This window comes from Rahnella woolbedingensis (genome assembly GCF_003602095.1).
Taxonomy (GTDB): Bacteria; Pseudomonadota; Gammaproteobacteria; order Enterobacterales; family Enterobacteriaceae; genus Rahnella; species Rahnella woolbedingensis.
In genome coordinates, this window is sequence record NZ_RAHH01000028.1 from 25,332 (window position 1) to 51,205 (window position 25,874).

At 53.4% G+C, this 25,874-nt stretch carries 22 protein-coding genes and 4 tRNA genes; 22 read left to right on the forward strand and 4 right to left on the reverse strand.

Going from position 1 to position 25,874, the window contains the following annotated elements; genetic code table 11:
* Nucleotides 1-72: 72 nt before the first annotated feature.
* The 16 genes from rho (at nucleotide 73) to D6C13_RS20245 (ending at nucleotide 14,710) form a co-directional block, all read left to right on the forward strand.
* Nucleotides 73-1,332, forward strand: a complete 1,260-nt coding sequence (rho, locus tag D6C13_RS20170) for a transcription termination factor Rho (RefSeq protein ID WP_013577536.1) — start codon at nucleotides 73-75, stop codon at nucleotides 1,330-1,332.
* 289 nt (nucleotides 1,333-1,621) lie between these two features.
* Nucleotides 1,622-2,707: a UDP-N-acetylglucosamine--undecaprenyl-phosphate N-acetylglucosaminephosphotransferase gene (wecA, locus tag D6C13_RS20175; RefSeq protein WP_120134452.1), complete on the forward strand. Its 1,086-nt coding sequence runs from the start codon at nucleotides 1,622-1,624 to the stop codon at nucleotides 2,705-2,707.
* 44 nt (nucleotides 2,708-2,751) lie between these two features.
* Nucleotides 2,752-3,804 (forward strand): ECA polysaccharide chain length modulation protein, encoded by a 1,053-nt coding sequence (gene wzzE, locus D6C13_RS20180; protein ID WP_120134493.1) that lies wholly within the window; start codon nucleotides 2,752-2,754, stop codon nucleotides 3,802-3,804.
* Nucleotides 3,801-4,931, forward strand: coding sequence for a non-hydrolyzing UDP-N-acetylglucosamine 2-epimerase (gene wecB / locus D6C13_RS20185; RefSeq protein WP_120134453.1), 1,131 nt, complete (start codon nucleotides 3,801-3,803; stop codon nucleotides 4,929-4,931). The genes wzzE and wecB overlap by 4 nt, the downstream gene beginning before the upstream one ends.
* The gene (gene wecC, locus D6C13_RS20190) at nucleotides 4,928-6,190 is read left to right on the forward strand and encodes a UDP-N-acetyl-D-mannosamine dehydrogenase (protein WP_120134454.1); all 1,263 of its coding nucleotides are present in this window, start codon (nucleotides 4,928-4,930) and stop codon (nucleotides 6,188-6,190) included. The genes wecB and wecC overlap by 4 nt, the downstream gene beginning before the upstream one ends.
* Entirely contained in the window at nucleotides 6,181-6,891 is a 711-nt protein-coding gene (gene rffC, locus D6C13_RS20195) for a dTDP-4-amino-4,6-dideoxy-D-galactose acyltransferase (protein WP_208642922.1), read from the forward strand. Before wecC ends, rffC begins: the two co-directional genes overlap by 10 nt.
* Before the next feature lie 4 nt (nucleotides 6,892-6,895).
* Nucleotides 6,896-8,026, forward strand: coding sequence for a dTDP-4-amino-4,6-dideoxygalactose transaminase (gene rffA, locus D6C13_RS20200; protein ID WP_120134456.1), 1,131 nt, complete (start codon nucleotides 6,896-6,898; stop codon nucleotides 8,024-8,026).
* Nucleotide 8,027: 1 nt separating this feature from the next.
* Entirely contained in the window at nucleotides 8,028-9,278 is a 1,251-nt protein-coding gene (wzxE, locus tag D6C13_RS20205; protein WP_120134457.1) for a lipid III flippase WzxE, read from the forward strand.
* On the forward strand, nucleotides 9,275-10,357 hold the full coding sequence (locus tag D6C13_RS20210; protein ID WP_120134458.1) for a TDP-N-acetylfucosamine:lipid II N-acetylfucosaminyltransferase: 1,083 nt from the start codon (nucleotides 9,275-9,277) through the stop codon (nucleotides 10,355-10,357). Before wzxE ends, D6C13_RS20210 begins: the two co-directional genes overlap by 4 nt.
* On the forward strand, nucleotides 10,354-11,733 hold the full coding sequence (wzyE, locus tag D6C13_RS20215) for an ECA oligosaccharide polymerase (protein WP_120134459.1): 1,380 nt from the start codon (nucleotides 10,354-10,356) through the stop codon (nucleotides 11,731-11,733). The genes D6C13_RS20210 and wzyE overlap by 4 nt, the downstream gene beginning before the upstream one ends.
* On the forward strand, nucleotides 11,717-12,457 hold the full coding sequence (wecG, locus tag D6C13_RS20220) for a lipopolysaccharide N-acetylmannosaminouronosyltransferase (protein ID WP_120134460.1): 741 nt from the start codon (nucleotides 11,717-11,719) through the stop codon (nucleotides 12,455-12,457). The genes wzyE and wecG overlap by 17 nt, the downstream gene beginning before the upstream one ends.
* 240 nt (nucleotides 12,458-12,697) lie before the next feature.
* Nucleotides 12,698-14,092 carry a bifunctional threonine/serine APC transporter ThrP gene (thrP, locus tag D6C13_RS20225; protein ID WP_120134461.1) on the forward strand — a complete coding sequence of 465 codons (1,395 nt, stop codon included), beginning with the start codon at nucleotides 12,698-12,700 and terminating at the stop codon, nucleotides 14,090-14,092.
* Between the two features lie 143 nt (nucleotides 14,093-14,235).
* Nucleotides 14,236-14,312: transfer RNA gene (locus D6C13_RS20230), tRNA-Arg, on the forward strand.
* 71 nt (nucleotides 14,313-14,383) lie between these two features.
* Nucleotides 14,384-14,459: transfer RNA gene (locus D6C13_RS20235), tRNA-His, on the forward strand.
* A 29-nt stretch (nucleotides 14,460-14,488) separates the two neighbouring features.
* Nucleotides 14,489-14,574 (forward strand) — tRNA-Leu (locus D6C13_RS20240).
* Between the two features lie 59 nt (nucleotides 14,575-14,633).
* Nucleotides 14,634-14,710 (forward strand) — tRNA-Pro (locus D6C13_RS20245).
* A 602-nt stretch (nucleotides 14,711-15,312) separates the two neighbouring features.
* Here the strand turns inward: D6C13_RS20245 and hemY are convergent.
* The 4 genes from hemY to hemC are packed head-to-tail and all read right to left on the reverse strand — an operon-like array spanning nucleotide 15,313 to nucleotide 19,365.
* Entirely contained in the window at nucleotides 15,313-16,509 is a 1,197-nt protein-coding gene (hemY, locus tag D6C13_RS20250; protein ID WP_120134462.1) for a protoheme IX biogenesis protein HemY, read from the reverse strand.
* Between the two features lie 3 nt (nucleotides 16,510-16,512).
* The gene (hemX, locus tag D6C13_RS20255) at nucleotides 16,513-17,664 is read right to left on the reverse strand and encodes a uroporphyrinogen-III C-methyltransferase (RefSeq protein ID WP_120134463.1); all 1,152 of its coding nucleotides are present in this window, start codon (nucleotides 17,662-17,664) and stop codon (nucleotides 16,513-16,515) included.
* Between the two features lie 13 nt (nucleotides 17,665-17,677).
* Nucleotides 17,678-18,427, reverse strand: coding sequence for a uroporphyrinogen-III synthase (hemD, locus tag D6C13_RS20260; protein WP_120134464.1), 750 nt, complete (start codon nucleotides 18,425-18,427; stop codon nucleotides 17,678-17,680).
* Nucleotides 18,424-19,365 (reverse strand): hydroxymethylbilane synthase, encoded by a 942-nt coding sequence (hemC, locus tag D6C13_RS20265; RefSeq protein WP_120134465.1) that lies wholly within the window; start codon nucleotides 19,363-19,365, stop codon nucleotides 18,424-18,426. Before hemC ends, hemD begins: the two co-directional genes overlap by 4 nt.
* Nucleotides 19,366-19,695: 330 nt before the next feature.
* Between hemC and D6C13_RS20270 the strand changes: the two genes are divergently transcribed.
* From D6C13_RS20270 to yigB, 6 genes are all read left to right on the forward strand, one after another.
* On the forward strand, nucleotides 19,696-22,254 hold the full coding sequence (locus tag D6C13_RS20270) for a class I adenylate cyclase (RefSeq protein ID WP_120134466.1): 2,559 nt from the start codon (nucleotides 19,696-19,698) through the stop codon (nucleotides 22,252-22,254).
* Nucleotides 22,255-22,412: 158 nt separating this feature from the next.
* Nucleotides 22,413-22,616, forward strand: a complete 204-nt coding sequence (gene lptM, locus D6C13_RS20275; RefSeq protein WP_112290268.1) for an LPS translocon maturation chaperone LptM — start codon at nucleotides 22,413-22,415, stop codon at nucleotides 22,614-22,616.
* Nucleotides 22,617-22,711: 95 nt separating this feature from the next.
* On the forward strand, nucleotides 22,712-23,536 hold the full coding sequence (dapF, locus tag D6C13_RS20280) for a diaminopimelate epimerase (protein WP_120134467.1): 825 nt from the start codon (nucleotides 22,712-22,714) through the stop codon (nucleotides 23,534-23,536).
* Entirely contained in the window at nucleotides 23,533-24,237 is a 705-nt protein-coding gene (locus D6C13_RS20285; RefSeq protein ID WP_120134468.1) for a DUF484 domain-containing protein, read from the forward strand. The genes dapF and D6C13_RS20285 overlap by 4 nt, the downstream gene beginning before the upstream one ends.
* Entirely contained in the window at nucleotides 24,234-25,145 is a 912-nt protein-coding gene (gene xerC, locus D6C13_RS20290; RefSeq protein ID WP_120134469.1) for a tyrosine recombinase XerC, read from the forward strand. The genes D6C13_RS20285 and xerC overlap by 4 nt, the downstream gene beginning before the upstream one ends.
* Nucleotides 25,145-25,861, forward strand: coding sequence for a 5-amino-6-(5-phospho-D-ribitylamino)uracil phosphatase YigB (gene yigB / locus D6C13_RS20295; protein ID WP_120134470.1), 717 nt, complete (start codon nucleotides 25,145-25,147; stop codon nucleotides 25,859-25,861). The genes xerC and yigB overlap by 1 nt, the downstream gene beginning before the upstream one ends.
* Nucleotides 25,862-25,874 lie beyond the last annotated feature (13 nt).

Here is a 25,874-nt window from a genome sequence, read left to right on the forward strand (position 1 = left end):
GCACGGATGACCCTGCCATACCCATTCACGACAGATGTTCGAGACATACCCCGAGTTTAAGAACCCACCATTATGAATCTTACCGAATTAAAGAATACGCCGGTCTCTGACCTGATTGCACTCGGCGAAAATATGGGACTGGAAAACCAGGCCCGCATGCGCAAGCAAGACATTATCTTTTCAATATTGAAGCAGCATGCGAAAAGCGGAGAAGACATCTTCGGTGATGGCGTACTGGAGATATTGCAGGATGGATTTGGTTTCCTCCGCTCCGGAGATAGTTCCTACCTCGCAGGCCCCGACGACATCTACGTATCACCGAGCCAAATCCGCCGCTTCAACCTTCGCACTGGCGACACCATTTCCGGTAAAATCCGCCCACCTAAAGAAGGTGAACGCTATTTTGCCCTGTTGAAAGTTAACGAAGTTAACTACGACAAACCAGAAAACGCCCGCAGCAAAATCCTGTTCGAAAACTTAACCCCTCTGCATGCAAACTCACGTCTGCGTATGGAACGTGGTAACGGTTCAACAGAAGATTTGACCGCTCGCGTACTCGACTTAGCGTCTCCGATTGGCCGTGGCCAACGTGGTCTGATTGTTGCACCGCCGAAAGCCGGTAAAACCATGCTGCTGCAAAATATCGCTACCAGCATCGCGTACAACCATCCTGATTGCGTACTGATGGTTCTGCTCATTGACGAACGTCCGGAAGAAGTGACCGAGATGCAACGTCTGGTAAAAGGCGAAGTTATCGCTTCTACCTTTGACGAACCGGCATCCCGTCACGTTCAGGTAGCCGAAATGGTTATCGAGAAGGCGAAGCGTCTGGTTGAGCATAAGAAAGACGTTATTATCTTGCTGGACTCCATCACCCGTCTGGCGCGTGCCTACAACACCGTGGTTCCAGCGTCAGGTAAAGTCCTGACCGGTGGTGTGGACGCTAACGCCCTGCACCGTCCAAAACGTTTCTTCGGTGCTGCACGTAACGTGGAAGAGGGCGGAAGCCTGACCATCATCGCTACGGCGCTGGTCGATACCGGTTCTAAAATGGATGAAGTTATCTATGAAGAATTCAAAGGTACCGGCAACATGGAACTGCATCTGGCGCGTAAAATCGCTGAGAAACGTGTATTCCCTGCGATTGACTACAACCGCTCAGGTACGCGTAAAGAAGAGCTGCTGACCACGTCTGAAGAGCTGCAAAAAATGTGGATCCTGCGCAAAATCATTCACCCAATGGGTGAGATTGATGCGATGGAATTCCTCATTAACAAGCTCGCCATGACCAAAACCAATGACGACTTCTTCGACATGATGAAACGTTCGTAATTTGGTGTAAAACTCAGTCTAACGCCACGCTCAGTCGTGGCGTTTTTTGCTTTTGGTAGCTACCATAATGCTACTTTTGGGAAGATTGTCAGACTATTCGGATAATAGCTGATGGTTTTTCAGATGCCCTTTCATTACTTTGTCGGTTGACTGACCGGGAAATGGCAGCAGATAAGGTCTTGCCCGAGACCAAACCATAACTGTCACCATAGGATATGATTTAAGGCTGTGAGGTTTATGATGTTTTCGATCCCCCGCACCTTATTTTTGCAGAAGAGATCTCTTAACTGTGAATTTACTCAATATGAGTACTGAGCTAGCCAGTGTTTTTGTATTTTCATTCCTCTTTTTATTCGTTATCCGGAAGATGGCGAATATTGTCGGCTTGGTTGACAGACCCAACTTTCGTAAACGTCATCAGGGCATGATACCTCTGGTCGGCGGAATTTCTGTCTATGCAGGAATTTGCTTCACCTTTTTGATCACGGATTATCGTATTCCCCACGCTTCGCTTTATCTGGCTTGTGCAGGTCTGCTGGTGCTTGTTGGTGCGCTGGACGACAGATATGACATCAGCGTCAAAGTTCGCGCGCTTGTGCAGGCTGCGGTCGCGGTCCTGATGATGAGCTTTGCCAACCTTACCTTACGAAATCTAGGACATCTTATTGGTCCCTGGGAAATGCTGCTTGGGCCATTTGGTTATCTCATCACCCTGTTTGCCGTATGGGCGGCCATCAATGCCTTTAATATGGTCGATGGTATCGACGGATTACTGGGCGGCCTGTCTTGTGTCAGCTTTGGCTCATTAGGCATCATCATGTATGACAGCGGGCATATGGAACTGGCGCTGTGGTGCTTTGCCATGATTGCCGCGACGCTGCCCTATATCCTGTTAAACCTTGGCATTCTGGGGCCACGTTACAAAGTCTTTATGGGTGATGCAGGCAGTACGCTGATAGGTTTCACGGTAATTTGGGTCCTCTTGCAAAGTACGCAAGGGGAATCACATCCGATGAACCCGGTCACCGCGCTGTGGATTATCGCCATTCCGCTGATGGATATGATTGCTATTATGTACCGCCGTCTGCGTAAGGGAATGAGCCCGTTCTCAGCCGATCGCCAGCACATTCATCATTTGATCATGCGCGCCGGTTTTACTTCTCGTCAGGCTTTTGTTTTGATTACTTTGGCTGCCGCGATACTGGCGGCTGTTGGCGTTATCGGAGAGCATCTCTCCTTTGTACCCGAATGGGCGATGTTAGTGTTGTTCTTCTTCGCGTTCCTGCTCTACGGGGTTTGTATAAAACGAGCTTGGAAAGTCGCGCGACTTATTAAACGAATGAAAAGACGTATTCGTCGCTTGACCGCTCATTAAACATATTTTTAAGCAGGGGCATACCAGCTGTGGATAAACCAGAAATGATCAGAAACCAGAACGAACACGACATCGAGAATGAACTCGATATTCGCGGCCTGTGCTGCACGCTATGGAAAGGTAAATTCTGGATTGCTGGCCTGGCGATACTGTTTGCTTTGGTGGCTCTGGGTTCGTCTTATCTGATGAAACAGGAGTGGAGTTCTACGGCGATCACCGATCGTCCGACCGTGAACAATCTGTCCTCCTATTTCTCCCAGGCACAGTTCCTGCGCAATTTAGATATCCGCAATGCGCCGCAATCGGACGTCATCCGTCCGGCGATTTCCGATGAAGCGTATAACGAGTTTGTGATGCAACTGGCGGCGTACGACACTCGTCGCGATTTCTGGCTGCAAAGCGCTTATTACAAGCAGCGTCAGGAAAATGACCCGCGTGCCGATGCCGTTCTGCTTGATGAGCTGATTAACGACATTCAGTTTACTGCGCGTGATGCGGCAAAAGTCCCGAATGACATTGTTAAGCTGACGGCGGAAGACGCACCAGACGCCAACAAGCTGTTGCGTCAGTATGTTGATTTTGCCAGCCAGCGTGCGGCACAGCATTTATATGATGAGCTGGAAGGCGCATGGGCCGCGCGTACCCAGTCCATGAAAGCCCAGGTAAAGCGTCAGGAAGCTGTGGCGCAGGCGGTTTTCGCCCGCACGGCCAATAATACCGAACAGGCACTCAAGATAGCTCAGCAGCAAAATATCAATAAAAGCGTGACCGATACGCCAGCCGAAGAGCTGCCAGATTCTGATATGTTCCTGCTGGGCGTACCGATGTTGAAAGCGCGTCTGGAATTATTACAGGCTTCAGGCCCGGGGTTTGATCTTGATTACGATCAGAACCGCGCGATGCTTTCAACGCTGAATGTCGGCCCTACGCTCACCGCGAAATTCCAGACTTATCGTTATCTGAGAACACCGGAAGAGCCAGTAAAACGTGACAGTCCCCGCAGGGTATTACTGATGATTATGTGGGGCATTGTCGGTGGTCTCATCGGAGCTGGTGTGGCTCTGACTCGCCGTAAAAATAAGAGAAACACATTGTGAAAGTGTTGACGATTTTCGGCACCCGTCCGGAGGCCATTAAAATGGCTCCGCTGGTGCTCGCTTTGTCGCAGGATGCGGCATTTGAATCCAAAGTTTGTGTCACGGCTCAGCACCGTGAAATGCTCGACCAGGTATTACGCCTCTTTGAAATTACACCGGATTATGATCTTAATATCATGAAACCGGGGCAGGGGCTGACTGAAATTACCAGCCGCATCCTGACCGGGCTGAAACCCGTTCTCGATGAATTCCAGCCTGATGTGGTGTTGGTACATGGTGATACGACCACCACCTTGTCGGCAAGTCTCGCCGCGTTTTATCACCAGATCCCTGTCGGTCATGTTGAGGCCGGATTGCGTACCGGTGATCTCTCTTCACCCTGGCCGGAAGAAGGCAACCGCCTGCTGACGGGGCATCTGGCTAAATGGCATTTCGCACCGACGGAAAATGCCCGCGAAAATTTGCAGCAGGAAAATATTTCCCCGCAGGGCATTTTTGTCACCGGCAATACCGTGATTGATGCGCTGTTGTGGGTGCGCGACCGCTTTAGCAGTGATGCGTCGCTGGCTCAGCAACTGGCAGATAGCTATCCGTTTCTTGATGCCGCTAAAAAGCTGATCCTGGTCACCGGCCATCGCCGTGAAAGTTTCGGCGGCGGTTTCGAGCGGATCTGCTCGGCACTGGCTGATATTGCCCTCCGGCATCCGGACGTACAAATTGTTTACCCGGTGCATCTCAATCCGAACGTCAGTGAACCGGTAAACCGCATTCTGCAAGGCATTGATAATATTGTTCTGATTGATCCGCAGGACTATCTGCCGTTTGTTTATCTGATGGATAAAGCGTATCTGATCCTCACCGATTCCGGTGGTGTGCAGGAAGAAGCGCCGTCGCTGGGTAAACCGGTGCTGGTGATGCGCGAAACCACGGAACGTCCGGAAGCGGTAGATGCCGGAACGGTGCGGCTGGTGGGGACAGATCCCGCTAAAATAGTAGAGGAAGTGAATCGCCTGCTCAACGATGAAAACGAATACAACAGCATGAGCCGGGCGCACAATCCTTACGGTGACGGGCATGCCTGTCGCCACATTCTTGACGCTTTGAAAAATCATTGGGTATCACAGTGAGTTTTAACACTATTTCTGTTATCGGCCTGGGTTACATCGGTTTACCTACCGCCGCCGCTTTTGCCTCCCGCCAGAAAAAGGTGGTGGGCGTAGATATCAGTCAGCACGCCGTGGAGACGATTAACCGCGGGGCTATTCACATTGTTGAGCCGGATCTCGATGTGCTGGTAAAGCGTGCGGTTGACGACGGTTTCCTGCGTGCAGTCACACAGCCTGAACCTGCCGACGCTTTCCTGATTGCGGTGCCGACGCCATTTAAAGGCGACCATCTGCCGGATATGAAATTCGTCGAATCCGCTGCCCGTTCGCTGGCACCGGTTCTGAAGAAAGGCGATCTGATTATTCTGGAATCCACTTCGCCGGTTGGCGCGACGGAGCAGATGGCACAGTGGCTGGCAGACGCCCGCCCTGACCTGAGTTTCCCGCAGCAGGCCGGTGAGCAGTCTGATATCAATATTGCCTACTGTCCGGAACGTGTTTTGCCGGGGCAGGTGATGGTTGAGCTGATTAAAAATGACCGCGTGATTGGCGGCATGACCGCCGTTTGTTCGCAGCGTGCCAGCGATTTGTACAACGTTTTCCTCGAAGGGGAATGCGTTATTACCAATTCCCGTACCGCCGAAATGTGCAAACTGACCGAGAACAGTTTCCGTGACGTGAATATTGCCTTTGCGAACGAGTTATCGCTGATTTGCGATGCGCAGGGGATTAACGTCTGGGAACTGATCAGTCTGGCGAACCGCCATCCGCGCGTGAATATTTTACAACCCGGTCCGGGCGTCGGCGGCCACTGTATCGCGGTTGACCCGTGGTTTATCGTGGCGCAAAACCCTGAGCTGGCGCGGATGATCCGCACGGCGCGTGAAGTGAACGACAGCAAACCGCACTGGGTTGTGGATCGGGTCAAAGCGGCGCTGGCAGATTGCCTCACCGTGACCGGCAAGCGCGCGGCAGACATCAAAATCGCCTGCTTCGGCCTGGCGTTTAAACCCAATATCGACGACCTGCGCGAAAGTCCGGCAGTGGAAGTCACTCACCTGATTGCCGACTGGCATGCCGGAGAGACCTGGGCAGTTGAACCTAACGTCCATCAGCTTCCGGCCTCAATTGCCGCCAGCGTCACGCTGCAACCCCTTGATCGTGCGCTGAAAGAAGCCGATCTGCTGGTGATGCTGGTTGATCACGCTCCTTTCAAAGCGATCCCTGCCGATCAGATCCGGCAATCCTGGGTTGTGGATACCAAAGGCGTATGGCGATAAACCTGTCGTTGCGCGGCGTGCTTGAACCGCTCATCTGGGAGAGTGAATTCTTCCGGCTGAAAAGCGCGCGACTGACACCGGACGCCGCAGCGACTGACATCACATCGCAGGCGCTTGACGGCTATGCGCTGGTGCAGGCAAAAGTGGATGCCTCGCAGATACAGGATCTCGATGCCCTTGCGGCTTTGGGGTTCCGGCTGGCAGAAGGCGAAACGGATGTAGGGATCGCCGTTGGTCCGCAGGATATTTCCCTGCCTGCGGGACGTCTCGCAGCACCGGAGGACATCGCCGACGTTGTCTCCATTGCCCGTCAGGCATTTCGCCTCAGCCGTTTTCGTGCGCCCTGGTATCAGCCGGATGACAGCGCACGTTTTTACGCGATGTGGGCGGAAAAAGCCGTCCTCGGCACCTTTGATCATCTTTGCCTGTGGGCTGATGATGAACAGGGTAACGGACTGGGATTCGTCACCCTGCGACGTGTGTCCGAAGATGAAGTCAGAATTGGCCTGCTGGCTGTCAGACCTGAGTGTCAGGGGCAGGGAGCGGGCAAAAAGTTAATGGCGGCTGCGAAAAAATGGTGTGCTGAGCAGGGCGTGACGCGATTGTATGTCGCCACGCAAACCGGCAACCTCGCGGCCTTGAATCTTTATCTCGCCAGCGGTGGCAAAGTCACCCGCACGGCATACTGGTTGTACAGGTGAAACGATGATCCCTTTTAATGCGCCACCGATTGTGGGTACTGAAATTGATTTCATGCGCGAGGCGATGAGCAGCGGCAAACTCTGTGGCGACGGCGGATTCACCCTGCGCTGCCAGAAATGGTTCGAACAACGTTTTAACTGCCTGAAAGTATTGCTGACCCCTTCCTGTACCGCGTCTCTGGAAATGGCGGCTTTATTGCTCGACATCCAGCCTGGCGACGAAGTGATCATGCCGAGCTTCACCTTTGTTTCTACCGCCAATGCGTTTGTGCTGCGTGGCGCCAAAATCGTTTTTGTGGATGTCCGTCCGGATACCATGAACATCGACGAAACCCTGATTGAAGCCGCCATCACTGAAAAAACCAAAGTCATTGTTCCGGTGCATTACGCGGGTGTGGCCTGTGAGATGGACACCATTATGGCGCTGGCCGAAAAACATCATCTGTTTGTGGTGGAAGACGCAGCGCAGGGCGTGATGTCGACCTACAAAGGCAAGGCGCTGGGCACTATCGGTCACATCGGTTGTTTCAGTTTCCACGAAACCAAAAATTACACCGCGGGTGGCGAAGGCGGAGCAACGCTGATTAACGATCCGGCGCTGATTGATCGCGCTGAAATCATCCGTGAAAAAGGCACTAACCGCAGCCAGTTCTTCCGCGGGCAGGTGGATAAATACACCTGGCGCGATATCGGCTCCAGTTATCTGATGTCTGACTTACAGGCAGCGTATCTGTGGGGAAATCTGGATGCCGCTGAAAAGATTAACCAGCGTCGTCTGAGCATCTGGAACCAGTACTACGAAGCGTTGCAGGATCTGGCTGATGCGGGGCGTGTTCAGCTGCCTTCAGTTCCGCAAGATTGCGTGCAAAACGCCCACATGTTCTATGTTCGTCTGAACGATATCGAAGACCGCGACGCGTTTATTCGTCATATGAAAGCAGCGGATATCCTGACGGTCTTCCATTACATCCCGCTACACGCCTGTCCGGCGGGTGAAGATTTTGGCCGTTTCTCCGGCGTGGACTCTTTCACGACAAAAGAAAGCGAACGTCTGGTGCGTCTGCCGTTGTTCTACAACATGACCGATGACACGCAGCGCACGGTAATTGCGGCCATGCTGCAATACTTCGCCTGACATGTCGCTGGCAAAAGCGTCAGTCTGGACCGCCGGCTCCACGCTGATTAAGATCGGTGCCGGGCTGCTGGTGGTGAAACTGCTGGCGGTGGCTTTCGGACCTGATGGTGTCGGGCAGGCGGGGAATTTCCGCCAGCTGGTGACCGTGCTGGGGGTGCTATCCGGCGCTGGCATTTTCAACGGTGTCACCAAATACGTTGCCGAGCATCATGAAAACCCGGAGCGGCTCAAAGCCGTTCTCGGAACATCTTCCACGATGATTTTAGGCTTCTCGACGGTGCTGGCGGCTGTTTTTCTGCTGGCAGCCGGACCGGTGAGTATCGCGCTGTTCGGTCATGACCGCTATCAGGCGGTGGTTCGCTTTGTGGCTTTTATTCAGATGGGCATCGCCTACGCCAACTATTTTCAGGCGATACTGAAAGGCTACCGCGATGCCATGGGCAACGCGCTGGCGGTGATCGGCGGCAGCCTGATGGGTCTTCTGGCCTATTTGTTGTGCTTCAAACTGGGCGGCTATGAAGGCGCACTGGCCGGGCTGGCGCTGGTGCCTGCGCTGGTGATACTGCCTGCGGGCGGCATGTTATGGCGGCGAAAATCCTTTCCGCTGCACTATTTAAAGCCGGGCTGGGATCGCTTTATCGCCAGCCATCTGGGCAAATTTACGCTGATGGCGCTGATCACCTCCGTTACCTTGCCGGTGGCGTATGTGATGATGCGAAATCTGCTGGCGGAGCATTACAGCTGGAAAGATGTGGGGATCTGGCAAGGTGTCAGCAGTATTTCCGATGCCTATCTGCAATTCATTACCGCCTCTTTCAGCGTGTATCTGTTACCGACGTTATCGCGCCTGACTGACAAACGTGACGTCACGCGCGAGATAGTGAAATCGCTAAAATTCGTTTTACCTGCCGTGGCCGCGGTCAGTTTTACCGTCTGGCTGCTGCGCGACTTCGCCATCTGGTTGCTCTTTTCAAAACAATTTATTGCGATGCGCGATTTGTTCGCCTGGCAATTGGTCGGCGATGTATTGAAAGTCGGCTCGTATGTTTTTGGGTATCTGGTGATCGCCAGAGCGTCATTGCGCTTTTACGTGCTGACTGAAATCAGCCAGTTCGCGTTACTGACAGGGTTTTCTCACTGGCTGATCCCGATACACGGTTCTCTTGGCGCTGCGCAGGCCTATATGGCGACCTACATCGTCTATTTCACCCTGTGTTGCACCGTATTTGTTATCTATCGTAGACGAGCATGACAACGCTGATTCACGTTCTGGGCTCTGACATTCCCCACCATAATGTCACCGTACTGCGCTTTTTTAATGATGTACTGGCCGAATGCGCGCCAGAAAAGCTGATTTGTCATTTTATGGTCGCGGCGGCGGATGCTTCGGCATTTGCTGAATTCACGCGTCTGGATATTCGCGTTTATCCGGATAAAAAAACGCTGGCGGCGGCGGTGATTTCCCGCGCGCAGGACCGGACGCATCACTTTTTCTTCCACGGGCAGTTTAATCCGACGCTCTGGATGGCAATGCTGACGGGCAAAATTAAAGCGCGGCAGGTCAGCTGGCATATCTGGGGCGCAGATCTTTATGAATCGGCGGGCGGTCTGAAATTCCGTCTGTTCTATCTGATGCGTCGTCTGGCGCAGAGTCGTATCGGACATGTTTTCGCCACCCGCGGAGACCTGATCCATTTCCATCAGCGCCACCCCCGCGTACCGTCTTCGTTGCTTTATTTCCCGACGCGGATGTATCCGGCGCTGACGCAGCCTGCGGATCTGCCTGAGCCGGAAGGGCCGATGACGGTCCTGGTGGGCAACTCCGGCGACCGTACTAACCGCCATATTGAAGCGTTGCGTTCGTTGCGTCAGCAGTTCGGCGCTGATATCCGGGTGATTATCCCGATGGGCTATCCGGCCAATAATGACGCGTACATCGAACAGGTTCGCAGTGAAGCGTTAAAGCTGTTTGCGCCTGAAAACATTGAACTGATGACCGGCGCGATGGCCTTTGACGACTATCTCAACGTGCTGCGCCGCTGTTCTTTGGGGTATTTTATTTTCGACCGCCAGCAGGGTATTGGGACGCAGTGTCTGTTAATCCAGTTCGGCGTGCCCTTTGTGGTCAGCCGTCAGAATCCGTTCTGGCAGGATCTGGCGGAGCAGCATCTGCCAGTGCTGTTTTATGGTGATGTGCTGGATGCCCGGACGGTGGCGGAAGCTCGCCGTCAGTTGCTTAACGCCGACCGCGAAAATATCGCCTTCTTTAATCCGAATTATATTGCGGGCTGGCAGCAGGCACTGCTGCTGGCGGCGGGAGAGGCATCATGACGCTGACACAGCTCGGTGGCTTGTCATTGGTGTATGCGTTCTCGCTGCTGTTTATTCTGACGCTGACGTATAAAGAGTTTCGCCGCGTGCGTTTCAACTTTAACGTCTTGTTTTCGCTGCTCTACCTGCTGACATTCTACTTCGGCTTCCCGCTGACCTGTTTGCTGGTTTTCCAGTTTGACGTGAAAGTGGTGCCGGTCGAAAACCTGTTGCAGGCCATGCTGGCAGCCACCTGCTTCTATGGCATTTACTATGTCAGCTACAAAACACGGCTGAAGAAAAAACGTGACGGCCCCTCGCGCCCGCTGTTTACCATGAACCGGGTGGAAACCCATCTGACCTGGATGCTGCTGGCGTTGATTGCGGTGGTGACGGTCTCTGTCTTCTTTATGCATAACGGCTTTTTGCTGTTTAAGCTCAAATCTTACAGCCAGATCTTTTCCAGCGATGTTTCCGGCGTGGCGCTCAAGCGCTTCTTCTACTTCTTTATTCCGGCCATGCTGGTGGTTTTTTTCCTCAAGCCCGACGTGCGGCGCTGGCTGTTTTTCCTCGCCAGTACGGTAGCCTTTGGTTTCCTGACGTATGTGATCGTCGGCGGAACCCGTGCCAATATCATTATCGCGTTCGCCCTGTTTCTGTTTATCGGCATTGTTCGTGGCTGGATCAGCTTATGGATGCTGGCGGTGGCGGGCGTGCTGGGTATCATCGGGATGTTCTGGCTGGCGCTTAAACGCTACGGTCTGAATGTCAGCGGTCCGGAAGCCATTTATACGTTCCTTTATCTGACGCGCGATACCTTCTCGCCGTGGGAGAATCTGGGGCTGTTGCTGCAAAACTACGACAAAATCAGTTTCCAGGGACTGGCGCCGATTGTGCGCGACTTCTATGTCTTTATCCCGAGCTGGCTGTGGCACGATCGCCCGGGCGTGGTGCTCAACACAGCTAACTATTTCACCTGGGATGTGCTGGATAACCATTCCGGTCTGGCGATTTCGCCGACGCTGATTGGTTCGCTGGTCGTGATGGGCGGCGTGTGGTTTATCCCGCTGGGTGCGGTAGCCGTGGGTATGATCATTAAATGGTTTGACTGGTTGTACGAAAAAGGCAAAGCAGACACTAACCGCTACAAAGCCGCCATCCTGCAAAGTTTTTGCTTCGGTGCGGTCTTTAATATGATTGTGCTGGCCCGTGAAGGGGTGGATTCCTTCTTCTCACGGGTGGTCTTTTTCTGTGTCGTTTTCGGCGCATGTCTGGTGGTCGCCAAATTGTTGTACTGGATGTTTGACGCAGCCGGGCTGATACGTGCCAAAATACCCCGCAGAAAAACCCTCATGGAGCCGCTGGCAGTAAGGAAGAGTCATGAATCTGGAGAATAACGTTCCGCAATACGACATCCGCGGGATCCGCCTTTGGGGCTTTCGAAATATGGCGCATTTTCTCGATTACCTTTTTGCCGGACACAAAGTGAAAACCGGTGCGCTGGTGGCGATGAATGCCGAGAAAGTGCTGACCGTCGAAAGTAATCCGGAAATGCGCGAACTGATTGGCCGCGCGGAATACAAATATGCCGATGGCATCAGCATGGTGCGGGCTATCCGCCGTAAATACCCGCAGGCGCAGGTTTCGCGTATTGCCGGTGCCGATCTCTGGGAAGGTCTGATGGAGCGCGCCGGTCGTGAAGGCACGCCAGTGTTTCTGATTGGCGGCAAACCTGAAGTTCTGGCACAAACGGAAGAAAAGCTGCGTGCGCAGTGGAACGTGAACATCGTCGGCAGCCAGAATGGTTACTTTACCCCTGAGCAGCGTGGCGCTTTATTCGAGCGCGTCAGAAACAGCGGGGCAGCGATTGTCACAGTGGCGATGGGCTCGCCAAAACAGGAAATCCTGATGCGTGATTGCCGTCTGGTTCATCCGGATGCGCTCTATATGGGCGTCGGAGGCACCTATGATGTTTTCACCGGACACGTTAAACGGGCGCCAAAAATCTGGCAAAACCTGGGGCTGGAGTGGCTTTACCGCCTGATTTCACAGCCAAGCCGTTTGCGTCGCCAGCTGAAACTGCTCAAATTCGTCCGTTATTACTACACCGGTCGTCTGTAACGAATTCGCCGTTCTGAATCCTCAGGACGGCGTGTCACCTCTCATTTATTCATTTCTCTTACCTGCCTTTACTACCTGCTTTGCATATCAATGCTTATCTTTCTCAATAGACGTTTGCAACTCGTCGGGAAATACGGAACCATAACGCCGCTTTTCCGCCCTATACGGGCATTTTCATCATAAAAATAACATTCCGGTCCTTCCGGAAGGCAAACACAATGAGAGAGAAATTGAGGATCTATGGCGAACCAAGAAGAGAAGGGTGGGCTACACCGGGGGCTTGAAGCGAGACACATTGAGCTGATCGCACTGGGCGGCACCATCGGTGTCGGATTATTTATGGGCGCGGCGAGCACCTTGAAATGGGCCGGGCCGTCAGTGTTACTGGCGTACATTCTGGCCGGTGTGTTCGTCTTCTTTATTATGCGCTCAATGGGCGAAATGCTGCACCTGGAACCGGTCGCCGGTTCGTTTGCGGTGTATGCGCATAAATACCTCGGGCCGTATTACGGCTATCTCACCGCGTGGAGCTACTGGTTCATGTGGATAGCGGTGGGGATATCAGAAATCACCGCGATTGGCGTTTACGCGCAATACTGGTTCCCTGATTTACCCCAGTGGATCCCCGCGCTGGCGGCGGTGGCGATTGTCGCTGCGGCAAACCTCGCGGCGGTCAAACTGTACGGCGAGATGGAGTTCTGGTTTGCGCTGATCAAAATTACCACCATCATTGTGATGATCGTGGTCGGTCTGGCGGTCATTTTCTTTGGATTTGGCAATCACGGTGAAGCCGTTGGTTTTGCGAATCTGACGGCGCATGGCGGCTTCTTTGCCGGTGGCTGGAAAGGTTTCCTGTTTGCGCTGTGTATTGTGGTGGCGTCCTATCAGGGTGTGGAACTGGTGGGGATCACCGCCGGTGAAGCGAAGAATCCGCAGGTGACACTTAAACGTGCCATCAATAACATCCTGTGGCGTATCCTGATTTTCTACGTCGGCGCGATTTTCGTCATCATTACTATCTTCCCGTGGAACGAAATGGGCACGCATGGCAGCCCGTTTGTACTGACCTTTGCGAAGATTGGTATCGCTTCGGCGGCAGGTATCATCAACTTCGTGTTGCTGACGGCGGCGCTGTCAGGCTGTAACAGCGGCATGTACAGCTGCGGGCGTATGCTTTATGCGTTATCGCAAAATCGTCAGTTGCCTGCGTTCCTGAGCCAGGTCTCGAAAAGCGGCGTACCGGTTTACGGGATTGCGATCACCATTTTGTGTCTGCTGGTGGGTTCGTGTCTTAACTACGTCATCCCGAATCCTGAAAAAGTTTTCGTGTACGTCTACAGTGCCAGCGTCCTGCCGGGCATGGTGCCGTGGTTTGTGGTGCTGGTCAGCCAGCTGCGTTTTCGTGAGGCGCATAAAGAGAAACTGAAAAACCATCCGTTTAAATCGATTCTCTTCCCTTATACCAATTACCTGACACTGATTGTTCTGGCGTGTGTACTGGTGGGGATGGCGATTAACCCGGATACGCGAGTTTCTTTACTGGTAGGCGGTATTTTTATTGCGGCGGTGTCGCTGATATACTTCTGCCTCGGCATGCACAAACGTGCCGCACGGACGGCGGAAAAAGCAAAATAACGCTGTAAGTCATGGGTGGGGAAGGGAAGGCGCTTACTTTTAAGGCGTATTGGATAAAGCGTAATCAAACGCAATATTTCTGAAAAAAAGCACTAGACAGCCAAGCGTTAAAACCGTAGTATCCCCACCCGCAACGGCGCTAAGCGCCCGTAGCTCAGCTGGATAGAGCGCTGCCCTCCGGAGGCAGAGGTCTCAGGTTCGAATCCTGTCGGGCGCACCATTTAGTATGCGCTAGAGTTGCGGTGAAGTGTTGAAGTCTGACAGTTCACGTTAGTAGTAGTTAGAGATATGGTGGCTATAGCTCAGTTGGTAGAGCCCTGGATTGTGATTCCAGTTGTCGTGGGTTCGAGCCCCATTAGCCACCCCACTCTAAAAATGATTTTGTGATTGTGACATGCGATGGTGGCGGAATTGGTAGACGCGCTAGCTTCAGGTGTTAGTGTCCTTTGGATGTGAGGGTTCGAGTCCCTCCCTTCGCACCACACACAAATTTCATTTAAATGATGCAGTTAGCATCAGAAAGTAGTATGATGCACGACATCGGCGAGTAGCGCAGCTTGGTAGCGCAACTGGTTTGGGACCAGTGGGTCGGAGGTTCGAATCCTCTCTCGCCGACCAATTCGAAGAAACCTGCTTTTTTAAAGCAGGTTTTTTTTCGTCTGTACTATTCCAACTAACTCTGTTGTTTATCCGCGACATTCCGCTGCCAGCCTGTCTCTCTCAGGAGACATATATCTTATTGATAATTAAAGAGTCACATAAGCTGACATTCAAACGTCGTTTACCGGCGACATAATGGCGGTTTATCGGACGACTCCTGTCTCCCGCAAAAACTCAGTTCCGTAGCCTGATAAAATAAAATCGTTAGTTATTAGTGCAATAGAAAAATTTAAGCAGATACTTGCCATCCTGGCACGCGTCCTGCAATATTCCCGCCGTAGATGCTCATTCCATCCATTATGTTTGCTCCGGCTTCATAAACCTGGGAATGATGCAGAGCCAATTTACAGTGCCTATTGTCATCCTGACCGATATCGCGCAAGCGTTATCATCCAGAAGGCAAAACGTTGAGTGAGGCACTAAATCTGTTGTCCTGGACCTGATTGTTTTTAGACACTTGTCTTTCAGACAAGTGTTTTTTTTGTCTGAAATTTACGACAGATATTAAATACAGACATAAAAAAGGCTCCCGAAGGAGCCTTTTGCAGACAGCATTTGTATTACGGTTGCTGTGAATTATTCAGCGTCAGCATCAGCCCTTCACGGCGCATCTCCGCCGCTTCTGCCGGTTTATGCAGTTTATCCAGCGCATCAGCCAGCCACGCATAATCATACGCGTCAGGACGTTGTTTCAGCGCTTCACGGAACGCCTCGCTCGCCTGCTGCCATTCACCGTGCTTCATCAGCAACTGACCTAACGTGCTGCTCAGCAGCGGCGTGGTGCCATTTTGCTTAATGAGCTGATGCAGGGTTTTTTCCAGCTGCTCAGGATTGCCCGAACGCAATTTAGGCATCAGGGCGACCAGTCGGTCGTCGTACTGACGTTTAAGCCCGTCGAGGATCACTTCCTGCGCCAGATCCTGATCGTTGCATTCAATCAGATGCGTCGCCATTGCGACCTGCAGCGCCACTTCATGACGGGTTTTGCGGCTCTGATCCTTCCACCAGCGTTTCAGGCCTTCGCTGCCTTCTTCTGCCATCAGCTGATTCATCATGCCGATATAAGCCTGTTCCTGAAGAACGCGGATTTCATCGTCACTACGGACATCGGCTTTGGCCATTGAAGGTAAAATTTCCAGCAACGAACCGTACGCGCCGGTACGCAGATAGGCCTGTTCCGCGAGACGTAACACTTCCGGATGACGTGGCGACTGTCCGAGCAAACGGTCAACGCCGTGGCGCGCGGCATGGATTTCACCCTGCGCCAGCTGAATGCGCACGCGGGTAATATCCACCGGCATCTGATCGGTATCGGCGATTTCCGCCGCACGTTCCAGATACTGATTGGTGCGGATATCATCGCCGCGCTGCTGCGCCGCTTCCGCTGCCAGCAAATAGTTCACCACCGGCTGTTCGGCGTGATCGGCATTGCGTGCCAGCAGTTTTTCCATCTGGCGATGATCGCCTTCTGCCAGTTTGAGCATCGCCGCGTTCGTTTGCTTACGCGCTTTAGAGCTTTTACGCCCGGCAAACCAGCCGCGGGTACGCGCACCGGTGCGCAGAACGCGTCGCAGGATCCATTCAATAAAGAACAGCACCAGAATCAGCACGATCAACATAATGACTAAACCGGTGACGCTGGTTTCAATGTTGTAGTTGTCTGTCTGGATCAGGACATAGCCCTGATGACCGGCCAGGATCGGGCCGACAATAATTGCGGCAAACACAATCAGGAATAACACGAAGACTCGTAACATGCGCTATTCCCCCTGCGTGGCGGCGGCGGGCTGCTGGAGCAGGTTACGCACGCGGGTCTGCATCAGTTTTTCCAGCAACGGCTGGCTTTTCAGCTCGTCCGGTACATCCATTGAAATGGATTGCTGACTGAGATTATCCAGTTCTTCCAGGAAAGCTTTGGTTGACGGGTCAGACGTATCAAAATAGGCGCGAACCCAGGTGGACACGCTTTCCAGTGACTGTTTGTAGACTTCATCCTGATGACGCGGTACGGCCTGTGCGGCAATCAGCAGGCGCGAACGGATATTTTCGCGCAGATACACATCCTGATTCGGAGCCAGCAGCGGTTCTGCGCTGGTATCACGACGGCGGATGGTAATGAAGTCATCCATAAAGTTGTGCCAGCTTTTGGTCAGGTTCTGACGCCATTCAGTCATTGAGCCGGAAAGGCTTGAGCTGTCGTTGTCCATCGGGGAGTCGTCAGTGTCATTGTCGGCCAGACGCAGGTTATCCACCTGATTTGACAGCTGATTCAGCTTCAGAATGATACCGTCGAAATCCACCTGTGCGACAGCAGAAAGGCTGCCCACGTCTTCGTTCAGTGCGCGGCGCACGTCAATCAGGCTCGGGTCATTCATGTCCGCAAGGCTGGCATCGGCGCTTTTCAGCAGTGCGGCCGCCGTGGTGACATCTTGATCGCTCCACAGCTTGCGACCTGCCAGTTTCACCAGATAATCCGCCTGAGCCAGTAACCAGGTTTTGGCATCGCTGCCTGAAATGCTGGCCACTTTATCTTGTAACTCATTCAACTGACGACCATACGACGCCTGCTGGCGGTCAGCGGCCTGCTGAGTTTTATCCTGCTGAGCGAGCAGGGCAGCGATTTGCTGCTTATCCTGTTGCTGGCTTTTTTGCAGGGCATCAAGCTGTTCAGAAAGCGCCTGGTTGGAGGCGGCCTGGGCCAGCGATTGCTGGTGTCCGTGATAGTAAAGACCCGCTCCGAGTGCGATCACTAATACAATCGCGATAGCGCCTAACACCGGCGCGGTACGTTGCTTTTTACGCAGCGTTTTCAGCTCCTGGTCACGGTCTGAAGCTTCTGGCTGGGGGCTCTCAACCGCTGGGGAGATAACAACATTCTCATCCGGCGCGGAAGGTTTTTTTTGTTCCGTCATTTTGGCACATCCCTTAGTCAGGTAGTTGTAATGCGCGGATCAGCGCATCATTGTCTGCATTCTCGGCAACCCGAATTGCGCTCCAGCCGAGCTGGCGGGCGAGGGTTGCCAAACGTTCACTGACCACGACCAGATTACAGCGCAGTAACCATGAGTTTCGGTAGTAATCAGGAACTAACTGGTACAGCTGTTGCAGCATTTCACCGCTGGTCACGACCAGCGTATCGATTCCGGCGCGTTGCCAGAGAGCGCTCTGTTCGCTGGCATCGTAGTAAACCGGGCTGCGCTGATAACATTCGCAGTAGGTCACTTCAACGCCGCGTTCGGAGAGCGTTTCGGCCAGCAATTCTCTTCCCCCATTGCCACGCAATATCAGCGCTTTTTTGCCTTGTATGCGTTGCAACGCCGGGAGATTCAATAACATCTCGCTGGTTTCACCATCCTGCGGATAGACAACCGGGAGACTGCTGGCACGATGAAACAGCAGGCCTGTGGTGCGGCCAATCGCATAATAGCTGACGTTATCCGGCCAGCGGGTGGCAGACTGACGTAATGCGCGATCGGCGTAGTTCACCGCATGTTGAGAGAGAACAAAGACCAGATCCTGCTGATTTAATGAGGATAGCAGGTTCGGCAGCATTGCGAGCTGGTTCCCCGGCGCAAATTCAATCAGCGGGGAATGAAAGGCTACCCGGCCCATTGTACGCAGCCGGTTAACCAGCTTTTCTCCTGCCGGAGAGGGACGGGTAACCAGAATGGTCATTGGGGAGCGTTCCCTTTATAGACCTCTTGCAGAATTTCACGTGCGCCGTTGGCCAGCAGTTCTTCGGCAAGTTCCACGCCCATGCTGTGTGCGTCAGCGGCGCGACCGCGACGTTCACCGGATACCATCTGGCTCCCGTCGGGTGCGCCAACCAGTGCACGCAGCCACAGCTGGTCGCCGTCGAGTTCGGCGTAGCTGCCAATCGGCACCTGACAACCGCCTTCGAGGCGCATATTCATCGCCCGTTCAGCCTCAACGCGTACCGTGGTTTCGCGGTGCGCCAGGGGGGCGAGTAAATCGCGGGTGTTGTGATCGTCGAGACGGCATTCGATGCCGACTGCACCTTGTCCGACCGCGGGCAGACACTCTTCCGGCGTCAGCGCCGTACGGATACGATCCTCAAGACCCAGACGTTTGAGTCCGGCGACGGCCAGAATAATGGCATCGTATTCGCCGTTATCGAGTTTAGATAAGCGGGTGCCAACATTGCCGCGCAAATCGCGGATCACCAGATCCGGACGTTTCTGACGCAGCTGGCACTGACGGCGCAGGCTGGAGGTCCCCACTACGCTGCCATGCGGCAACTCAGCCAGACTGGCATAGTGATTTGAGACGAAAGCATCGCGCGGGTCTTCGCGTTCACAAATTGTGACCAGTCCCAGCCCTTCAGGAAACTCAACCGGCACATCTTTCATAGAGTGCACGGCAATATCCGCGCGACCATCGAGCATCGCGAGCTCCAGCTCTTTCACAAACAAGCCTTTGCCGCCGACCTTGGCCAGCGGGGTATCTAAAATGATATCGCCCTTGGTGACCATCGGGACCAGTTCCACCTGCAAACCGGGATGACAGGCCATCAGCTGGCTTTGAACATATTGTGCCTGCCACAGAGCCAGAGGGCTCTGGCGGGTGGCAATTCGAATGATTTTGTCTAACATGTTTGTTACCGTTTAACTGTCTCTGTGACCATCCTACCACTGACAATAGAAAGCTGTCAGCGTAAGAAGCCATTCGAAAAAGTAGGGTAACGGTCACTGCGGGGAATTGTCCCTTTCAGGAACAGACGGTAAAATCCAGAGAAGCGGAAGAGTAATTGTGGTGCGTTACTTTCTTTACGGTCAATCAGCAAGGTGTTAAATTGATCACGTTTCCAGCAATAATTCGTCAACTATTTGCACAATCATGATTGTTCAAAGCATAAGCATCACGATAAATGACGGATTTGGAACGGGGTTATTTCCAGACACTGTATAATCAGGCGAGACGTCTTGTACCTCTACATCGAGACATTGAAGCAAAGATTGGATGCGATCAACCAGTTACGAGTCGATCGTGCGCTGGCAGCCATGGGTCCTGCGTTTCAACAGGTCTACACACTGCTTCCTGTCTTTTTACATCACCATCACCCTCTGATGCCGGGATACCTTGAAGGTAAGGTTCCGCATGGTATCTGCATTTTCACGCCTGATGAATCCCAGCAAACCTATCTGACAGACCTCGAAGACAAATGGGGCAGCGCGCTCGAGCCTACGGTTAAGGGCGAATTGCCGATCACCGGCGTCTATTCGATGGGCAGCACCTCCTCAATCGGTCAGAGTCAAAGTTCTGATCTGGATATCTGGGTCTGCCATCAGTCCTGGCTCGATAACGAAGAACGCAACCGCTTACAGCAAAAATGCAGCCTGTTAGAAAAATGGGCCGCCTCGCTGGGCGTGGAAGTCAGCTTCTTCCTGATCGACGAAAACCGCTTCCGCCATAACGAAAGTGGCAGCCTGGGCGGCGAAGACTGCGGCTCAACGCAGCACATCTTATTACTCGACGAATTCTATCGCACCGCGGTGCGCATGGCCGGTAAGCGTATTCTGTGGAATATGGTACCGGGCGAAGAAGAAGCCCATTACGACGAATACGTTCTCTCGCTGTACGCGCAGGGCGCCCTGACGCCGAATGAATGGCTGGATCTGGGCGGCCTCAGCACGCTTTCAGCGGAAGAGTATTTCGGCGCGAGCCTGTGGCAGCTGTATAAAAGTATCGATTCGCCTTATAAAGCGGTGCTCAAAACGCTGCTGCTGGAAGCCTATTCGTGGGAATACCCGCAAACCCAGTTGCTGGCGATGGGTATCAAACAGCGTCTGCATCAGGGTGAGATTGTCAGCTTCGGGCTGGATCCTTACTGTATGATGCTCGACCGCGTGACCCGTTATCTCACCCAGATTGAAGACCCTACCCGCCTTGATTTAGTCCGCCGCTGTTTCTATTTAAAAGTCTGTGAAAAACTTTCCCGCGCACGGGCATCCGTGGGCTGGCGTCGTGAAATTCTCAGTCAGCTGGTCGCGGAATGGGGCTGGGACGAAGAACGTCTGGTGATGCTGGATAACCGGGCGAACTGGAAAATCGAGCGTGTGCGCGAAGCGCATAACGAACTGCTCGATGCCATGATGCAAAGCTATCGCAACCTGATCCGCTTTGCCCGTCGCAACAATTTAAGCGTCAGCGCCAGCCCGCAGGATATCGGCGTGCTGACCCGTAAGTTGTACGCCGCGTTCGAAGCACTGCCGGGCAAAGTCACGCTGGTGAATCCGCAGATTTCGCCTGACCTGTCTGAGAACGATTTAACCTTTATTCATGTGCCGATTGGCCGTGCGAACCGCACCGGCTGGTATCTGTATAACCAGTCGCCGTCGATGGAATCCATCGTCAGCCATCAGCCGCTGGAATATAACCGTTATCTGAACAAACTGGTGGCGTGGGCCTATTTCAATGGCCTGCTGACGTCTACGACGCGCCTGCATATAAAAAGCGGCAGTCTGTGTGATATCGCTAAATTGCGCGAACTGGTGGCGGATGTGTCGCATAGCTTCCCGCTGCGACTGGCTGCACCGACGCCAAAAGCGTTATACAGCCCGTGCGAAATTCGCCACTTAGCGATTATCGTCAATCTGGAACATGATCCGACCGCCGCTTTCCGTAATCAGGTGGTGCATTTCGATTTCCGTAAACTGGATGTTTTCAGCTTCGGGCAAAATCAGGAATGTATGGTTGGCAGTATCGACCTGCTTTATCGCAACTCGTGGAACGAAGTGCGTACGCTGCATTTCAGCGGTGAACAGGCGGTGCTGGAAGCGCTGAAAACCATTCTGGGCAAAATGCATCAGGACGCCGCACCGCCGGAATCGGTGGAAGTGTTCTGCTACAGCCAGCATTTACGCGGCCTTATCCGCACGCGCGTTCAGCAGCTGGTGTCGGAATGCATCGAACTTCGCCTGTCGAGCAAACGTCTTGAGCCAGGCCGTTTCAAAGCCGTGCGCGTTGCCGGGCAAACCTGGGGTCTGTTCTTCGAACGCCTGAGTGTTTCGGTGCAGAAGCTGGAAAACGCCATCGAGTTCTACGGTGCGATTTCCAATAATAAGCTGCACGGATTGTCGGTAAAATTGCAGACTGACCAGGCACATCTGCCGGCGGTTATTGACGGCTACGCCAGCGAAGGGATCATTCAGTTCTTCTTCGAAGACAGCTCCGACGACATTGGTTTTAATATCTATATTCTCGACGAGTCGAACCGGGTCGAGGTCTATCACCATTGTGAAGGCAGTAAAGAAGATCTGGTGCGTGACGTCAGCCGCTTCTACTCCTCCTCGCACGACCGGTTTACCTACGGCTCAAGCTTTATCAACTTTAACCTGCCGCAGTTCTACCAGATTGTGTCCCTTGATGAGCGTATTCAGGTGATCCCGTTTCGCAGCAACGCGTTATCTGTGGCCTGCGCCGCTGTGCCTGAAACTGAGGTCGAACCTTCCCGGTTGAAACAGCAATTTCAGTTACATTAGAAAAGACGTCCCAATCCCGGACACGCGGCAGAATATCTGGCTTTCCTTCTCTTTAAACCCTGAAAATGTGCCCGTGTGTTTTATCGATTCCTGTTGCTTTTCATGATCCACCTGCGATTATAGAGAGCTTGGTCGCATGAATTACGGGCATTCATAAAATGAAAAACGCTTTACGCTGGTCTCTGGCCGCGACGATATTATTTTCTCTCTCCGGTTGCGGACTGAAAGGGCCGTTGTATTTCCCCCCACCGGAAAAATCAACGACTCAGAAAACCAGTAATGTTCCAGGTACTGCTAACGACGGTTCATCGCAGCAGAAAGGTGTATCACCAGAAGATCTCACGACTAATTCCAGAGATTAACCGGCCTGTGCCGGGGGTTTCGTGCAGCACTGCCGGAGCCCTTTTCTTAAGGGATCATCGCGACTGGATTTGACCAGCGGTAAACGGAGTCAGTTATGCAGTTCTCCAAAATGCACGGCCTGGGAAACGATTTTATGGTCGTTGATGCCGTAACTCAAAATGTCTACTTCTCGCCTGAGTTGATCCGCCGTTTGTCTGACCGTCACCGTGGCGTAGGTTTCGACCAACTGCTGGTGGTAGAGCCCCCTTATGACCCCGAATTAGATTTCCACTACCGAATCTTCAATGCCGACGGCAGCGAAGTGGCGCAGTGCGGCAATGGCGCGCGTTGCTTTGCCCGCTTTGTCCGCATTAAAGGTCTGACCAACAAACGCGATATTCGCGTCAGTACGCAGACCGGCCGCATGGTGCTGACGGTAACGGAAGATGAAGAAGTTCAGGTCAATATGGGCGAGCCGGTGTTTGAACCGCAACAGGTTCCTTTCCGTGCAGCGAAACCGGAAAAGACCTATATTCTGCGTGCAGAAGAGCGCACAGTATTCTGCGGCGTAGTGTCGATGGGAAACCCGCACTGCGTGCTACAGGTTGAGGATGTATTAACGGCAGAAGTCGAAGTTCTCGGACCGATGTTGGAAAGCCACGAACGCTTCCCCGAGCGTGTGAACGTCGGGTTCATGCAGATCCTCAGTCCGGAAAGCGTCAAGTTGCGCGTGTACGAACGGGGTGCCGGTGAAACACAGGCGTGCGGAAGCGGTGCCTGTGCCGCCGTTGCGGTAGGTATCCAGCAAGGGTTACTTGCTGAAGAAGTTCAGGTGGAACTGCCGGGAGGCAGCCTCGAAATTCGCTGGAAAGGGCCGGGTCATCCGCTGTATATGACCGGACCTGCCACTCATGTTTACGACGGATTTATTCATCTATGAACAATCTTGATGACCAGATTGAACCGGTGATAGCACTCGACGACGACAGCGTGATGCAATATCTGCTGCAAAACCCGGATTTCTTTATTCGTAATGCCCGCAGCGTCGAGCAGATGCACGTACCGCATCCGGTGAAAGGCAGCATTTCGCTGGTTGAATGGCAACTCGGGCGTCAGCGTCATCAGATTGCGCAGCTTGAAGAAGAAATCACCTTGCTGATGGAGCAGGCGTCGATCAACGAATCGCTGTTCGGGCGGATGATCGAGTTACAGGCTACGCTCGCGGCGGCCAGCAGTTTGCAGGATATGCTTAACCGTCTGCAACGCTGGGCGCGCAGTCTCGGGCTGGCGGGCGCCAATGTGCGTCTGTTCAGTGAGGGATGGCGTATCGGCGCGCCTTCTGATTTCACCCATCTGGCGGTGAGTCGCGGCGCGTTTGAATCGATGCGTATTCAGCGTCTGGGCGAAACCCCGCACTATCTGGGTGGCCTGAACGGCCCGGAACTGTTGCTGTTATTGCCGCAGGCCAAAGCCGTCGGTTCTGTCGCGCTTTCCCTGATGGGTGAGCACGGTGAACTGGGGGTGCTGATTTTCAGCAGCCGCGACCCGCAACACTACCAGCCGGGAATGGGCACCGTCTTACTCGACCAACTGGCAAAAATGTTACCCGGCCTGCTGGAACGCTGGATAGAACGGGTATGAGCCACACCGAATCGCCTCTCTATCCCGCGGTCGAGGCGTTTCTGCGTTACCTGCACGTCGAACGTCAACTCAGTCCGCTCACAACCACCAATTACAGCCGCCAGTTAGAAGCCCTGATCGCCATCTCCGGCGAAATAGGCATTTCTCACTGGCAGCAGCTTGATGCACCTAAAGTCCGCATGTTACTGGCGCGCAGCAAACGCGCCGGTTTAGGGCCTTCCAGTCTGGCGCTGCGCATGTCTTCGTTGCGCAGTTTTCTCGACTGGCTTGTGCGACAAGGCGTATTAAGTGCCAATCCTGCCAAAGGGATTTCCACGCCGCGCTCACCGAAACATCTGCCCAAGAATCTTGATGTCGATGAAGTGAATAAACTGCTGGAGATCGATCTTAACGATCCGCTTTCCGTGCGTGACCGCGCGATGCTGGAAGTCATGTACGGCGGCGGGCTGCGTCTTTCTGAACTGGTGGGAATCGACTGTAAACATATCGATATGGCCTCCGGCGAAGTACGCGTGTTGGGTAAAGGCAGTAAAGAACGCAAGGTGCCGATCGGGCGCACTGCCGTTACCTGGCTGGAACACTGGCTGGAACGCCGCGCTGATTTTAATCCGCAGGATGACGCGATGTTTTTGTCGAGCAAAGGCAGCCGCATTTCTGCGCGTAATGTTCAGAAGCGTTTTGCCGAATGGGGCGTGAAACAGGGCGTTAACAGCCATATTCATCCGCATAAACTGCGTCACTCGTTTGCCACACATGTGCTGGAATCCAGCGGTGATTTACGCGCGGTGCAGGAACTGCTGGGGCACGCGAATTTGTCCACCACGCAAATTTATACCCATCTGGACTTTCAACATCTGGCGACGGTTTACGACGCCGCGCATCCCCGCGCAAAACGAGGAAAATCATGATGAAGTTCTATCGTCCGCTGAAACGCATTGAAGCGATCACCTTCGATTTAGACGACACGCTGTATGACAATTACGATGTTATCCGTCGCACCGATTCTGAAACGCTGAAATCAATTCAGGGTTTTCATCCGGCACTGGCTGAAATGGCACCGGACACCATCCGCCTGATGCGCGCAGAATTGCTGGCAGAGGATGCTGAGATTTATCACGACGTCACCGAATGGCGTCGTCAGGCCGTTTTGCTGGCGATGACCCGCGCAGGCCTGAGCGAAGGCGATGCCAAACTGGGCACAAAAGCCGCGATGGAAACCTTCGCCCTGTGGCGCAGCCGGATTTATGTGCCGGGAGAAAATCACGACGCGCTGGCCGCCCTGGCTGAACGCTGGCCTTTAGTGGCGATCACCAACGGCAATGCCGATCCGCACGCCTGTGGCCTGGCGCAGTATTTCCAGTTCACCCTGCGTGCCGGCGATCATGGCCGCGCCAAGCCTTATGCTGACATGTATAAAAAGGCGTCGATGAAGCTGGATATTCCGCTGGAAAACATTCTCCACGTTGGCGATGACCTGACGACGGACGTCGCGGGTTCCGTGCGTTGCGGCATGCAATCGTGCTGGATTAATTTGCGCGAAGGCGACCTGATGCACATTAAGGATGCCCGTCTGTTACCGCATATTGAGATTTCGCAGTTGGCATCGCTGACAGCATTGCTATAATCCCTTCATAAAT